Origin of the sequence: Veillonella sp. CHU732, assembly GCF_003992085.1 — a bacterium.
Classification (GTDB): domain Bacteria; phylum Bacillota; class Negativicutes; order Veillonellales; family Veillonellaceae; genus F0422.
Map to the genome: position 1 here is coordinate 66,171 of NZ_RQVC01000001.1, position 13,558 is coordinate 79,728.

Annotated in this window: 12 protein-coding genes; 11 read left to right on the forward strand and 1 reads right to left on the reverse strand. The window is 40.1% G+C overall.

The genetic code is table 11. The features are described 5' to 3' along the window. Nucleotides 1–32 precede the first annotated feature (32 nt). The 5 genes from EO121_RS00325 to EO121_RS00345 all read left to right on the forward strand — a co-directional run bounded on the left by EO121_RS00325 (nt 33) and on the right by EO121_RS00345 (nt 6,139). Nucleotides 33–1,274, forward strand: coding sequence for a methionine gamma-lyase family protein (locus EO121_RS00325; protein WP_127165219.1), 1,242 nt, complete (start codon nt 33–35; stop codon nt 1,272–1,274). A 201-nt stretch (nt 1,275–1,475) separates the two neighbouring features. Continuing rightward, on the forward strand, nt 1,476–2,537 hold the full coding sequence (gene mnmA, locus EO121_RS00330) for a tRNA 2-thiouridine(34) synthase MnmA (protein ID WP_009352791.1): 1,062 nt from the start codon (nt 1,476–1,478) through the stop codon (nt 2,535–2,537). Between the two features lie 11 nt (nt 2,538–2,548). Beyond that, nucleotides 2,549–4,348, forward strand: a complete 1,800-nt coding sequence (gene lepA, locus EO121_RS00335) for a translation elongation factor 4 (RefSeq protein WP_009352790.1) — start codon at nt 2,549–2,551, stop codon at nt 4,346–4,348. Next, nucleotides 4,348–5,508, forward strand: coding sequence for a radical SAM family heme chaperone HemW (gene hemW, locus EO121_RS00340; RefSeq protein ID WP_164725809.1), 1,161 nt, complete (start codon nt 4,348–4,350; stop codon nt 5,506–5,508). Before lepA ends, hemW begins: the two co-directional genes overlap by 1 nt. A 40-nt stretch (nt 5,509–5,548) precedes the next feature. After that, on the forward strand, nt 5,549–6,139 hold the full coding sequence (locus EO121_RS00345) for a nitrite reductase (protein ID WP_127165221.1): 591 nt from the start codon (nt 5,549–5,551) through the stop codon (nt 6,137–6,139). Between the two features lie 197 nt (nt 6,140–6,336). Here the strand turns inward: EO121_RS00345 and EO121_RS00350 are convergent, their stop codons facing one another. After that, nucleotides 6,337–6,699 carry a hypothetical protein gene (locus EO121_RS00350; RefSeq protein WP_127165223.1) on the reverse strand — a complete coding sequence of 121 codons (363 nt, stop codon included), beginning with the start codon at nt 6,697–6,699 and terminating at the stop codon, nt 6,337–6,339. A 583-nt stretch (nt 6,700–7,282) separates the two neighbouring features. On the opposite strand from EO121_RS00350, the gene hrcA reads away from it, so the two are divergent. From hrcA to EO121_RS00380, 6 genes are read left to right on the forward strand one after another with little or no spacing between them, the layout of a single operon-like run. Further along, nucleotides 7,283–8,296, forward strand: coding sequence for a heat-inducible transcriptional repressor HrcA (gene hrcA, locus EO121_RS00355; RefSeq protein WP_127165225.1), 1,014 nt, complete (start codon nt 7,283–7,285; stop codon nt 8,294–8,296). Nucleotides 8,297–8,307: 11 nt separating this feature from the next. After that, nucleotides 8,308–8,811 (forward strand): nucleotide exchange factor GrpE, encoded by a 504-nt coding sequence (grpE, locus tag EO121_RS00360; protein WP_127165227.1) that lies wholly within the window; start codon nt 8,308–8,310, stop codon nt 8,809–8,811. Between the two features lie 50 nt (nt 8,812–8,861). Continuing rightward, nucleotides 8,862–10,688 carry a molecular chaperone DnaK gene (gene dnaK / locus EO121_RS00365; protein WP_127165229.1) on the forward strand — a complete coding sequence of 609 codons (1,827 nt, stop codon included), beginning with the start codon at nt 8,862–8,864 and terminating at the stop codon, nt 10,686–10,688. Between the two features lie 18 nt (nt 10,689–10,706). Continuing rightward, nucleotides 10,707–11,894, forward strand: a complete 1,188-nt coding sequence (gene dnaJ / locus EO121_RS00370) for a molecular chaperone DnaJ (protein ID WP_127165231.1) — start codon at nt 10,707–10,709, stop codon at nt 11,892–11,894. Between the two features lie 24 nt (nt 11,895–11,918). Continuing rightward, nucleotides 11,919–12,800 (forward strand): 50S ribosomal protein L11 methyltransferase, encoded by an 882-nt coding sequence (locus EO121_RS00375; RefSeq protein WP_127165233.1) that lies wholly within the window; start codon nt 11,919–11,921, stop codon nt 12,798–12,800. Nucleotides 12,801–12,812: 12 nt separating this feature from the next. Further along, nucleotides 12,813–13,553 carry a 16S rRNA (uracil(1498)-N(3))-methyltransferase gene (locus EO121_RS00380; RefSeq protein ID WP_127165235.1) on the forward strand — a complete coding sequence of 247 codons (741 nt, stop codon included), beginning with the start codon at nt 12,813–12,815 and terminating at the stop codon, nt 13,551–13,553. The last annotated feature ends 5 nt before the right edge of the window (nt 13,554–13,558 follow it).

The following is a 13,558-nucleotide window of genomic DNA, read 5'->3' on the forward strand; positions in this document are numbered from 1 at the left end:
AAACTAGTTTGCTATACATAGAAAGGAATAGAATGACTGTAGAAGAAATCCGTCAACAGGCTATGGAGTTAGCTGAAAAAGAGTTCAAAAAATTTGAGCCTGTGGCGTTATATAATACAAAAAAAGTACTGGAAGCATTTAAAGAATGCCAGCTTTCAGATTATCATTTTAATGGCACTAGTGGCTATGGTTATAATGATGTGGGTCGTGAGAAATTAGACGAAGTGTTCGCTCACGTGTTTAAAGGAGAGCGTGCCATCGTGCGTCCTCATTTCGTGTCCGGTACTCATGCATTAGCCACAACCTTGCAAGCCATCTTGGGCAATGGATCGAAAGGGAAAGAGTTTGTCTATGCCGTAGGACAACCATACGATACGATGCAATCCGTCATCGGTGCCTCACGTCATGTGCCAGGATCGTTAACAGAGCAAGGTTTCATCTATAAAGAAGTTCCTTTGGTGAATAACACCTACGATTTAGAGGGCATTCGCCAATCTATTACAAAAGATACTCGCGTGGTGGTGATCCAACGTTCTAGAGGGTATAGTACGCGAGAACCTTTATCTGTAGAAGACATTGGTACCATTGTGAAAGCTGTAAAAGAAGTAAATCCTGAAACCATAACCTTTGTGGATAATTGTTATGGTGAATTTACAGAAACTAGAGACCCTTTAGAAGTAGGGGCAGATATTATGGCAGGCTCTCTTATTAAAAATGCTGGAGGCGGTATTGCTCCTACCGGTGGTTACGTGGTAGGTCGAGATGACCTAGTGGAACAAGTAGGCTATCAGTTAACGGCTCCAGGATTGGGTGATCATATGGGATCCTACGCACCGGGATATCGTCTATTCTTCCAAGGATTATTCTTAGCACCTCATGTGGTATTACAAGCCTTGAAAGGAGCTGTCTATACAGCAGCGGTGGGAACCTTATTGGGATATGAAGTATTCCCAAAAGTCGATGCACCACGCTTTGACTTAATCCAAGCTATCAATCTACATGGACCAGAAGAAATGGAATACTTCTGCCGTGGCATGCAAGCCTATAGCCCTGTAGATGCCCATGTTCACCCCATCCCAGGAGATATGCCTGGATATGAAGATAAAATCATCATGGCAGGTGGAACTTTCGTACAGGGATCTTCCATCGAACTAAGCGCAGATGGACCAGTACGACCACCGTATACTATCTTTATGCAAGGCGGGCTTGTGTTTGAACACTCCATGCTAGGAATCTTGGGAGCTGCGGAAGAGATATTAAAACATAGAGATTAAATCTTTAAACCACTTACTTAGGTAGGTGGTTTTTTATTATGAGAAATGGATAATTAAGCCAATTATGGGTTTAAAATATTGTCATTATTACATAAAATACGATATAATATATTGATATGTATAAGTATAATTTTTTGTTCAATTATACATCTTCAGACTTTCAATCTGTTTTGATGTATCAATTTGATGGTAGGAGATAATATGGACAAAGTATATGCAGTAGCTATGAGCGGTGGCGTAGATAGTTCTTTAACCGCTTCAATGTTATTAGAACAAGGGTATAAGGTATTTGGTATTACCTTGCGTTTGTGGGTAAGTGACACGGAGGAAGACGAAATTCCCCAAGCTGTGGTGGATGCGAAGAAGATGTGCGATTTTCTTGGCATTGAACATCATGTGGTAGATGCGAAAGATATTTTCAAAGATAATGTAGTAGATTACTTTATCACGGAATATTCCAATGGTCGTACACCGAATCCATGCGTGTTCTGTAATCGCAATATTAAATTCGATTTGTTATTACAACGTGCCTTATCCTTAGGGGCTACACACATGGTGACAGGTCATTATGCGCAGGTTATGTATAACGAGGCAGCACAGCGGTATGAATTACATAAAGGTGACGATCCAACGAAGGATCAAAGTTATGTATTGTACACATTAACTCAAGATATTTTAAAACATTTAGTCTTTCCTTTGGGGAATCAACCAAAAACGAAAACTCGCGAAATGGCTCATGAAAAAGAATTGCCTGTATGGGATAAACCAGATAGCTTAGATATCTGTTTCTTGCCGAATCACAATTACCAAGGGTTTATCGAAAAAACATCGAAATCGAAACCTAAATCAGGGCGTATTGTCCATGAAAATGGTGAGGTGTTAGGCACGCATAATGGATTATACAATTATACAATTGGACAACGTAAGGGCTTGGGCATTGCCTATGCATATCCTCTCTATGTTGTGAAATTAGATGGCGAAACGAATGAGGTTATCGTAGGTCCTAATGAAAGTTTATTCTCTCGCACGATGTTGTGTAACAACTATAACTTCCTAGACGGAGTTGTACCCACATCATTACAAGCAGAAGGTAAAATTCGGTATGCCGCGAAACCATCACCATGTACTGTTACTTTCACAGAGGACGGTACTATGAAAGTTGAATTTACGGAACCACAACGCGCCATTACACCGGGTCAATCCGTCGTATTCTACGAAGGAAGTCGAGTTCTTGGTGGTGGTGTAATAGATATTGTTTGTTAGAAAGGGAAGTCATGAGTACATCACATATTCGTAATTTTTGTATCATTGCTCATATTGACCATGGTAAGTCCACGCTAGCGGATCGTTTAATCGAAGAAACTGGGTCTTTGACGAAACGAGAAATGCAAGCCCAAGTCTTAGACTCTATGGACCTAGAACGGGAACGGGGCATTACGATTAAAGCTCAATCCGTTCGTTTATTGCACACTGCAATAGATGGACAAGAATACACATTAAATTTAATCGACACACCAGGTCATGTGGACTTCAGCTATGAAGTATCCCGTTCCTTGGCAGCTTGCGAAGGAGCCTTGTTGGTGGTTGATGCTGCACAAGGTGTAGAGGCGCAAACTTTGGCCAATGTCTATTTAGCATTGGAACATGATTTGGAAATCATTCCTGTCATTAATAAAATTGATTTGCCAAGTGCAGATCCTGAACGTGTAAAACGTGAAATCGAAGATGTTATTGGATTAGATGCATCTGATGCTATTTTGGCCAGTGCTAAGTCTGGCATTGGTATTCAGGATATCTTAGAAGCGATTGTAGAGAAAATTCCTGCACCACCAGATCATTCTGATAAACCAGCACGTGCCTTAATTTTTGACTCTCGCTTTGACTCCTACAAAGGTGCCATTGCTTACGTGCGCGTGCAAGAAGGTTCTTTGAAAGTAAAAGATACCATTCGTATGATGCACAGTTCTAAGGATTTTGAGGTCACTGAATTAGGTGTATTTACACCGCATTTATTACCAGTCCAAGAATTACCATGTGGCTCTGTAGGCTGTGTAGCGGCAAGTATTAAAAATGTTCGTGACTGTCGTGTAGGGGATACTATCACAAAAGCAGATAATCCAGCTGAAGAACCATTACCAGGATACCGCAAAGCCGTGTCCATGGTATATTGTGGTCTATACCCAACAGATTCCAAAGATTATGAAAACTTACGGGATGCCTTAGAAAAACTAAATCTAAACGATGCTGCTTTAGAATACGAAGCAGAAACATCCTTGGCACTAGGTTTTGGATTCCGTTGCGGTTTCCTTGGACTATTACACATGGATGTCATCCAAGAACGATTGGAACGGGAGTATAATCTATCCTTGATTACGACTGCTCCAAGCGTAAACTATAAGGTATACAAAACAAATGGGGAAGTCATCGAAGTTGATAACCCTGCTAAATTACCGCCACCAACTGAAATTGACTATGTAGAGGAGCCATATGTAAAGGCAACCACTATCGTCCCTAAAGATTATGTGGGAGCCATTATGGAACTTTCACAAGACAAACGCGGGGAATACATCAGCATGGAATACATTGATGAAAGCCGTGTATCCATCGTATACCACTTGCCGCTAGGGGAAATCATTTACGATTACTTTGATAAATTGAAATCTGCTACGAAAGGCTATGCATCCTTGGACTACGAATTGATTGGCTACCAACAATCTCCAATGGTAAAAATGGATATCTTGCTAAACGGAGATCCTGTCGATGCCTTGAGTATTATCGTTCACAAAGATCGCGCTCAATTACGTGGCCGTGCCCTCGCTGAGAAATTGAAAGAATTGATTCCACGTCAAAACTTTGAAATTCCAATCCAAGCGGCAGTAGGCACAAAAATTGTAGCTCGTGAAACGGTAAAAGCTTGGCGTAAAGACGTATTGGCAAAATGTTACGGCGGTGATATTTCCCGTAAACGTAAATTGCTAGAAAAACAAAAAGAAGGTAAAAAACGGATGAAAGCTGTAGGGTCTGTAGAGATTCCACAAGAGGCATTCATGGCGATTTTGAAAGTAGAAAACTAATGAATACAACTCGTATTCCAGTAGGTCAGAGGGGAATGTACATCCACATTCCCTTTTGCCGTCAAAAGTGTACCTACTGTGATTTCCCTTCGTACCAAGGTTTAGAAGACTATTTTGATGTGTACGCCTATGCGTTGCGACAAGAGATTGAATCTAGTCAATCCCTGTTGGGGACAAAGCCCTTCGATACGATTTACTTCGGCGGTGGAACACCGACTGTGTTGTCCATTAAGGAATTGAATCGTATATTAGAGACAGTGTACAAACAGTACACCATCAACAGCGATGTGGAAATTACTATAGAGGCAAATCCAGGTGAAGTAGACACACAATACTTGCGACATTTATATGAGCTTGGCATCAACCGCATCAGCTTTGGTGTGCAAACGTTCCGTGATGACCATTTACGTGTATTGCACCGAACTCATACGGCAAAGATGGCACAACAAGCTGTCCTAGATGCCCATAAGGTAGGGTTCCGGAATATTAGCATTGATCAGATCTATGGATTACCCGGGCAAACATTGGAAGACATTTCTTATAATCTAGATATCATTCAATCTTTGCCCATAAATCATATCTCTATCTATGGCCTACAAGTGGAACCTAGTACCTTATTGCATCGCCAAGTCATGGACCATTCAATCATATTACCGTCTGAAGATATATGCGAACAGATGTACGGCTACTTTGTAGAAGGGCTAGAAAAACAGATGTTCGATAGATATGAAATTGCTAGTTTTGGTAAAGATGGGGCTTTCAGCCGTCATAATATCAAGTATTGGCATGGCGCTGATTACATCGGCTTTGGTGCAGGTGCCCATTCCTTTGTGGGGAATCGGCGCTTTCAGAATACCCCTTACGTGGTGCCTTACATCCATAAGATTGAAATGGGTGAAAGTCCTTGCATAGAGGAAGAAATTATCACGAGCCCTCGTGACTATGAAGATTTTTGCTTTCTTGCGTTGCGCACGAAGTGGGGTTTAGTACCTAGTTTGTTTGAAAGTCGATTCAATTTAGACTTTCACAATATATATGGATCTGTTGTAACAGATCTAATACGTAAACAATTGCTTGTTTATGAAGATGATGCATATCGTCTCACTAAGGAAGGGGCCAAGCACGGCAATTATGTGTTTAGTCAGTTCCTTACGTCCTAAGTAGGAATGTACGCCCATACAGTTAATTTAGGAGAGTTTTATGAAAACAGCAGTTATTTTACATGCCTTATTCAGTGAGTTCACATATGAACAAATGGAGGCAATTTTTAGCCTAACGAAAGAACATAATGGAAAGTTCCGTATCGTTCCTACCGGCATTCAAATTTATGATATTACAAAGGAACAAAAAGAATCCATCTTGGAACACTTACCAGATGGGGTGGTGCAAGTACAACACAAATCGGTGAACTCCATCGTGGCATGCCGAGGTACAGATGGATGTAGCCATGCCTTTATGGAAACCATTCCGATGGCGACCATGGTAGACCAAAAACACTATGGCAAAGATATGCCGAATAAAATTCGCATCGGCATTAGCGGTTGCCCACGATGCTGCGCAGAGTCTATGATCAAAGACATCGGCCTCGTGGGAAAACCAAATGGCTTTACCTTAGTAGCAGGTGGCACAAGCGGCGCCTTACCTCGAAAAGCAATTACCTTGCTAGAAGGATTATCCCCGGAAGAAGCAGAGCAGAAAATCTCAGAGCTTTTAGAATGGTATAGCACTAATGCGAAGCCAAAAGAGAAGTTCGAGCATGTGTTACAGCGATTGGGGAATCCATTCCAGTAAAACGTCACTTGTGATGCTATGTATCCTGTGGCTAATTAAACTGAATATAACAAAAGGAAGAGCACGGTATACTCCTCACAAACGGTATTTCATAATGTTTGTTAGGAGCACACCGTGCTCTTCTAGTGTTTGTGTAATTTAGTTGGTAAGATTCGCCACGGACTACTACGCTTAACTGCGTTCCTAATGGGAATAGATTAGTACTTAATGGTTTTGTAATACACGCCAGCTTTAGGGTTGGTGATTCTTAGTTTTAATGGTGCATCGTCTTTGATGAGGTATAAGGTATCTTCCTCTAATCCAGTCCACTCAAGTGTAACTGAAGTTTCACCTGTTGTAATACCTAGTTCAGTCAATGGTGGAATGTATAGAAGACGCACTGCATTGGGTAACAGAGTACTGCTTTTTTTTATGAACTGTAATTGCTCTTCGTGTTTTACATAATCCAATATCTGTGCTAATTCGTTATGATATTCTTCGTTTATTAAATCATGAACTTGTGCTTGCTTGACATGAATAAAATTTTCAATGTCATCACGTTGTAATACAATAAATTTCATATACTACCTTTCCTTTATAGAAATCATTAATCTAAAACAAGACTAAGCTAAGGCCTAGCATCTTACAAAGCCTAATATCTTAATAGATGCCAATATATAACTGTAATATCATTATACTATCAATTCTATGACGATACAATTTTAAAAGGGGGGAATACATCGATTAAATCTCACACCGAGTAGATGCGTTAGTGAGCTATGTCTATATAATGCACTATGTAAGAGCTAACTTAGAGGATCACAGCAACGCTCGCCCTCAAACTTCCACCCAATTGGATGTGTTGGTGAGATATGTCAAGTTAATAGTCTAATTGATAACAATCCCAGAAGAGCACGGCATGTTCCGGAGCAAACCTACCGTAGGATCAGTTTGCCGAGGAATGTGCCGTGCTCTTCCCTTTGCCCAAATTAGTACTGACATACCTCATCAAACCAAACAATCAAAAAGTTTGTTTTTTTGACTAATACGGTATTTACTGAACTTTCACCAATTTTTCACTTGACATATGTCATAAATGTGATACTATATATCTTGTAGTTAGCACTCAACCTTAGTGAGTGCTAATAATAACGAGGTGATACTATGGATGAAAGGAAAGAGCGCATTCTGCGTGCTATCATTCAAGATTACATTAAAACAGCGGAACCGGTTGGTTCTCGTACGATCGCAAAGAATTATGATTTAGGTATCAGTCCTGCGACGGTACGAAATGAAATGGCTGATTTAGAAGATCTTGGCTTTCTTGAACAACCTCATACATCAGCGGGTCGTATTCCTTCCGCTAAAGGCTATCAATATTATGTAGATACTTTACAAGGCTTTGAAGACGATGCTGCTGAAGATATTCCTGTAATTCAAGAGTTATGGCAGACTCATCAACAAGAACTTGATGATTTTTTTGTAGAAATAGCAAAACTTATTTCTCGTATTAGTCATAATGTGAGTATGTTTTTAGCTCCCGCCCATGATTCATCTACTATAACCTATATCCATGTTCTTCCTATCGATGAACATAGAGCGGTCATGGTGGTGGTAACAAATACAGGTGCTTTGGATAATGAGCCAATTTATTTTACAGAACCTATTAATAAAGAAGAATTAGCTATGCATGCGCATCGCTTTAATGGTGTACTTCATGATGTATCCATCCAGGATATCACGCAAGAAAACTTAGAGAAAATGCGAGTAACTTTAGACTTACAAGATACAACGTATGTCATGTTCTGCGACACATTATATCGGGCGATAGCAAAGCGCAAATTATTCTACACAATAGGGACCACATCTTTATTAGAACAACCAGAGTTTAACGATATTAAGAGGGCCCAACCACTGTTAGCTTTATTGGAACAACAAGATGAGTTAACCCAATTGTTAGCGCCAAACTCTAGTAGTCCTATCGATGTAAAAATAGGTCACTCCAACGAACTGGTGAAAGATATTAGCGTTATTCAAGCAAGTTTCAATGTTCCTCATCAAGTAGGTACCCTCGCTATTGTAGGGCCTACACGAATGGAATATGGCCGTATTATGGGTATCCTAGCCTATATTAATAAGTGCATGGAAGAATTACAAGAACAGAAAAAGAAGCTGTAAAGAGGTGAAGTATGGAAGAAAATAAACAAGAAGAAACAGTCACTCCTGAAGTGGAAGTTTTGGAAGAAGAAGCTCCTGAAGCAGTAGACCCTACGAAAGAATGGGAGCAACGATACATGCGTTTGCAAGCAGATTTTGAAAACTTCAGACGTCGTACAAACCAAGAAAAAGAACAATTAGGGGTATTTGTTAAATCTCATGTTATTGAAGATTTACTCCCAGTCTTAGATAATTTTGAAAGAGCACTTTCAGCACCTAAAACGCCAGAAACGAAGGCTTTCATGGAAGGATTTGTAATGATTCAACAAAGCTTAATGGCAAGCCTTTCTAAACAAGGTTTAGCAGTCATTGAAGCTGTAGGACAACTATTTGATCCAAATTTCCATCAAGCTATCATGCGTGTTCCAGCTGAAGATATGGAAGATGACACCGTGTGTGAAGTATTACAAACTGGCTATACTGTAGAAGGCCGTGTGGTACGTCCAGCCATGGTGAAAGTAGTCCATAACGGATAATTAATTATTATAATTAACATATTAGAAGAAGTATTAGGAGGTCATGTTAAATGGCAAAAGTAATTGGTATTGACTTAGGTACAACAAATTCTTGTTTCGCAGTGATGGAAGGCGGCGAACCAACTGTTATTACAAACCAAGAGGGAGCTAGAACGACTCCTTCCGTAGTAGGTTTTGCAAAAAATGGCGAACGTTTAGTAGGTCAATTGGCTAAACGTCAAGCAGTTTCCAACCCTGAAAACACAATCATTTCTATTAAACGTCATATGGGTACAGATTACAAAGTGAATGTAGAAGGTAAATCCTATACACCACAAGAAATCTCTGCTATGATTCTACAAAAAATTAAAGCTGATGCAGAAGCTCATTTAGGGGAACCAGTAAAACAAGCAGTTATCACTGTTCCTGCATATTTCACTGACTCTCAACGTCAAGCTACAAAAGACGCTGGTACAGTAGCAGGTTTAGAAGTTCTTCGTATCATCAACGAACCTACAGCAGCTGCGTTAGCATATGGCGTAGACAAAGGTGAAGACGGTAAAATCCTTGTATTCGACCTAGGCGGTGGTACATTCGACGTATCCATCCTTGAATTAGGTGAAGGCGTTTTCGAAGTATTGGCAACATCTGGTAACAATCATTTAGGTGGTGACGACTTTGACCAACGCATTATGGATTATTTAATCAGTGAATTCAAAAAAGAAACTGGAATTGATTTGTCCAACGATAAATTAGCTGATCAACGTTTAAAAGAAGCTGCTGAAAAAGCTAAAATTGAGTTATCTGGCGTAGCAAGCACACAAATCAACTTGCCATTCATCACAGCTGATGCAACAGGTCCTAAACATTTAGACGTAACATTAACTCGCGCTAAATTCGATGAATTGACTCGTGACCTTGTAGAAGCAACTATAGAACCTACTCGTAAAGCTATGAAAGATGCTGGTTTATCTGCATCCGAAATCGATAAAGTATTATTGGTTGGTGGTTCTACTCGTATTCCAGCTGTACAAGAAGCTATCAAACGCGAATTAGGTAAAGAACCAACTAAAAACATCAACCCTGATGAATGTGTAGCTATCGGTGCTGCGATTCAAGGTGGTGTATTAGTAGGTGAAGTAAAAGACGTATTGTTACTTGACGTAACTCCATTGTCTTTAGGTATCGAAACTATGGGCGGCATCTTCACTCGCATTATCGACCGCAACACAACAATCCCTACATCTAAATCTCAAGTATTCTCCACAGCAGCAGATAACCAACCTTCCGTTGATATCCATGTATTGCAAGGGGAACGTGACATGGCAGCAGCTAACAAAACATTGGGTCGTTTCGAATTGTCCGGCATCCCAGCAGCTCCTCGTGGAGTACCTAAAATCGAAGTTACTTTCAACATCGATGCGAATGGTATCGTTAATGTAAAAGCGAAAGATCTTGGTACTGGTAAAGAACAAGCGATTACCATTACATCCTCTTCCGGTTTGAGCGATGAAGAAATCGACCGCATGGTAAAAGAAGCTGAAACACATGCAGCTGAAGATAAAGCGAAAAAAGAAGAAGTAGAAGTGAAAAACAATGCTGACAACTTGGTATACCAAGCTGAAAAAGCAGTGAAAGACTTCGAAGGCAAAGCAGATGCAGCACAATTAGAAGCAGTTAAAAAAGCGACAGAAACGTTAAAAGCATCTATTGAGTCTGGCGATATTGAAAAAATTAAAGCTGATAGCGAAGCATTGACAGCTCCTTTATACGAATTGTCCTCTAAAATGTACGAACAAGCGCAAGCTCAAGGCGAACAAGGTGGACAAGAAGCTCCAAAACAAGATGATAATGTAGTAGACGCTGACTACACAGTAGTTGACGAAGACAAAAAATAATAAGAAGGGACATAGATAATGGCTCGTGATTATTATGACGTCCTTGGCGTCAACAAAAATGCATCCCAAGATGAAATTAAAAAAGCATTTCGTAAGAAAGCACGTCAATACCATCCAGATGTGAATCGAGACAATTCAGAAGAGGCAGAAAAGAACTTTAAAGAAGTGAATGAAGCCTATGAAGTATTGTCTGATGATACGAAAAAAGCACAATATGATCAATATGGTCATGATGCCTTTACTGCTGGCGGAGGTAACTCCGCTGGTGGCTTTGGCGGGGGCTTCGGCGGCGGTGGATTTGGCGGTTTCAGCGGTGGCGGCGGATTTGAAGATATTTTTGGTAATATCTTTGACATGTTCGGCGACGGTGGTGGTCGTGGTCAACGTGGTCCAGAGCGTGGTGCCGATTTACGTCAAGACGTACGTATTTCCTTCCGTGATGCTGTATTTGGCACGACGATGAAAGTCAATGTACAACGTCATGAAGAATGTGACCATTGTCATGGTACAGGCGGTGAACCGGGCTCTAAGGTAGAAACATGTCCAAACTGTCATGGTTCTGGTCAAGAAGCTGTCATCCAAAATACACCATTTGGACGTATGCAAACTGTTCGCACATGTTCTCGATGTGGTGGACAAGGTAAAATTGTTGAAAAACCTTGTAAAGTATGTCGTGGACAAGGACAAGCTATTAAACACCGTGATATTGAAATCAAAATACCTGCTGGTGTCGATGATGGTGCACGCCTTCGTGTATCCGGAGAAGGTGAACCAGGTACTTTAGGTGGGCCTAAAGGCGATTTATATGTGTATATCTCTGTAGCTCGTGACAAAGAGTTTGAACGCAGTGGTAACGATGTTGTGTTACGTCAAACTATTTCCTTCTCCCAGGCCGCTTTAGGGGCTACAATTCAAGTTCCTACTTTAGAAGGTAAAGTGGAGTTAAAAATCCCTGAAGGCACACAAACTGGTACTGCTTTCAGAATCAAAGGACAAGGTGTCCCGTATTTACGTCAACCAAGCCAACGTGGTGATCAACACGTAGTTGTCACTGTGGAAACACCTAAAAAATTGACAGATAAACAACGTCAATTATTAGTTGAGTTTGCTGCAGAAAACAAAGAAGATGTAAATACTTTGAAAGTGAACAAAAGCATATTAGAAAATTTAAGTGATAAGGTGAAACAGTTATTTTGCCAAGATTAAACCTTGGTAAGTAAGGAGTCATCTATGAAATGGATAGAAATATCCATTACTGTAGAAGTGGCAGTCATTGATGAAATGGCTGCCATTTTTAATGATATAGAGAGTAATGGATACATAGAAGAAACAATAGAAAATAACCCCAACTTAAGCCGTATGACCATCTATTTAGGCATAGACAAAGATGAGGAGCAGTGGAAACAGATCATAGAAACAGCATTACAAGTTGCTAATATTTCCTATAGTGATATGGTAAGTAAAACTGTAGACGATGAGCAATGGTATCATAGTTGGCAACAATATATTATGCCTACGAGATTGTTACCAGACTTGGTGATTTGTCCCGCTTGGCAAAGCTATGATGTCTCTACAGATCCACTCGCTACAGAACAAGATGTGGTAATGACCATGGATACAAAGCTTTCTTTTGGCACAGGAGACCATGAAACTACTAGAAACTGCGCCACTTTATTAGGCAAATATATACACCGTATTCCCACAGATTTGAGCCAACAGGTTTGCCTAGATATTGGTACTGGTACAGGTATTTTATTACTAGCAGCCCATCATTTAGGGATACCTAACCTAGTGGGCATCGACCTAGAAGAAGAGGCAGCTATACAGGCCAAGGAAAACTGTGAAAATAATGGTATTGAGGCAACCATCATTCATGGCAATTTAAGCGATGACTTTCACGGTAAAGCTAATCTTATACTAGCGAATTTAACAGTAGATCCTCTAAAAATTTTATTGCCTATGATTAGGGAAAAACTACACGATAATGGTATACTAATAATAAGTGGTATTGTGGACGATCGGTATGATGAAATTATGCCGTATATTACTAACCACTGGACTATTATGGAAGAAATGGTAGAGGGTCCTTGGCATACCTTTGCCTTGGCATAAGATAGGAAGTATATGAAAAAAATATTTATTGATGGCATTATAGATGAAAGTATCCAGTTACCTGCAGATACAGCACATCATCTCTTTCATGTATTGCGCCATTCTAAAGAGGAACCGTTTATTGTGAGCAATCATGAAGGGAATACAGGTGAATTTATGCTAATATCTGAGGAATCAGATATATATATGGCGAAACGATTACGTACCATTGACGTGCCTACATCAGCTACGAAAGTAGTGTTAATTCAATCCTTTTTGAAAGGCGATAAGTTCGAGTTTTTATTGCAAAAGGCTACGGAATTAAACGTTCATCACATCTATGGTGTATCTTCGGTCCATTGTGTAGCTAAATATGATGCTAAAAAATTAAACGCCAAGAAAAATAGATGGGAAAAAATTATCATAGAAGCAAGCCAACAATGTGGTCGCCCTAATGTACCTACATTAACAGTAGAACAGTCACTTTCAGAGGTACTGCAAACCTTACAATCTGATGAGGGAGTTCTCTTGTTAGGTGCCTATGAACGAGAAGATGACAAGACGATCAAAGATATTTTACAAACACAGTTACAAACTCAATCATACCATACTATAGCAATATGTATCGGTCCAGAAGGTGGTTATAGTCCTACTGAAATGGAATTATTAGAAGCGTGTGGAGGCCATAAGGTTAGCCTAGGATCCACTATATTGCGTGCTGAAACAGCAGCCTTAAGTGCTGTGAGTATGATTCAATATGAATTACTAGATTAGGAGTC

Coding starts and splice junctions, on each gene's coding strand:
- dnaK (WP_127165229.1), top strand. CDS start 8,862: ATGGCAAAAGTAATTGGTATTGACTTAGGTACAACAAATTCTTGTTTC.
- grpE (WP_127165227.1), top strand. CDS start 8,308: ATGGAAGAAAATAAACAAGAAGAAACAGTCACTCCTGAAGTGGAAGTT.
- hemW (WP_164725809.1), top strand. CDS start 4,348: ATGAATACAACTCGTATTCCAGTAGGTCAGAGGGGAATGTACATCCAC.
- EO121_RS00380 (WP_127165235.1), top strand. CDS start 12,813: ATGAAAAAAATATTTATTGATGGCATTATAGATGAAAGTATCCAGTTA.
- EO121_RS00350 (WP_127165223.1), bottom strand. CDS start 6,699: ATGAAATTTATTGTATTACAACGTGATGACATTGAAAATTTTATTCAT.
- lepA (WP_009352790.1), top strand. CDS start 2,549: ATGAGTACATCACATATTCGTAATTTTTGTATCATTGCTCATATTGAC.
- mnmA (WP_009352791.1), top strand. CDS start 1,476: ATGGACAAAGTATATGCAGTAGCTATGAGCGGTGGCGTAGATAGTTCT.
- EO121_RS00345 (WP_127165221.1), top strand. CDS start 5,549: ATGAAAACAGCAGTTATTTTACATGCCTTATTCAGTGAGTTCACATAT.
- EO121_RS00325 (WP_127165219.1), top strand. CDS start 33: ATGACTGTAGAAGAAATCCGTCAACAGGCTATGGAGTTAGCTGAAAAA.
- EO121_RS00375 (WP_127165233.1), top strand. CDS start 11,919: ATGAAATGGATAGAAATATCCATTACTGTAGAAGTGGCAGTCATTGAT.
- hrcA (WP_127165225.1), top strand. CDS start 7,283: ATGGATGAAAGGAAAGAGCGCATTCTGCGTGCTATCATTCAAGATTAC.
- dnaJ (WP_127165231.1), top strand. CDS start 10,707: ATGGCTCGTGATTATTATGACGTCCTTGGCGTCAACAAAAATGCATCC.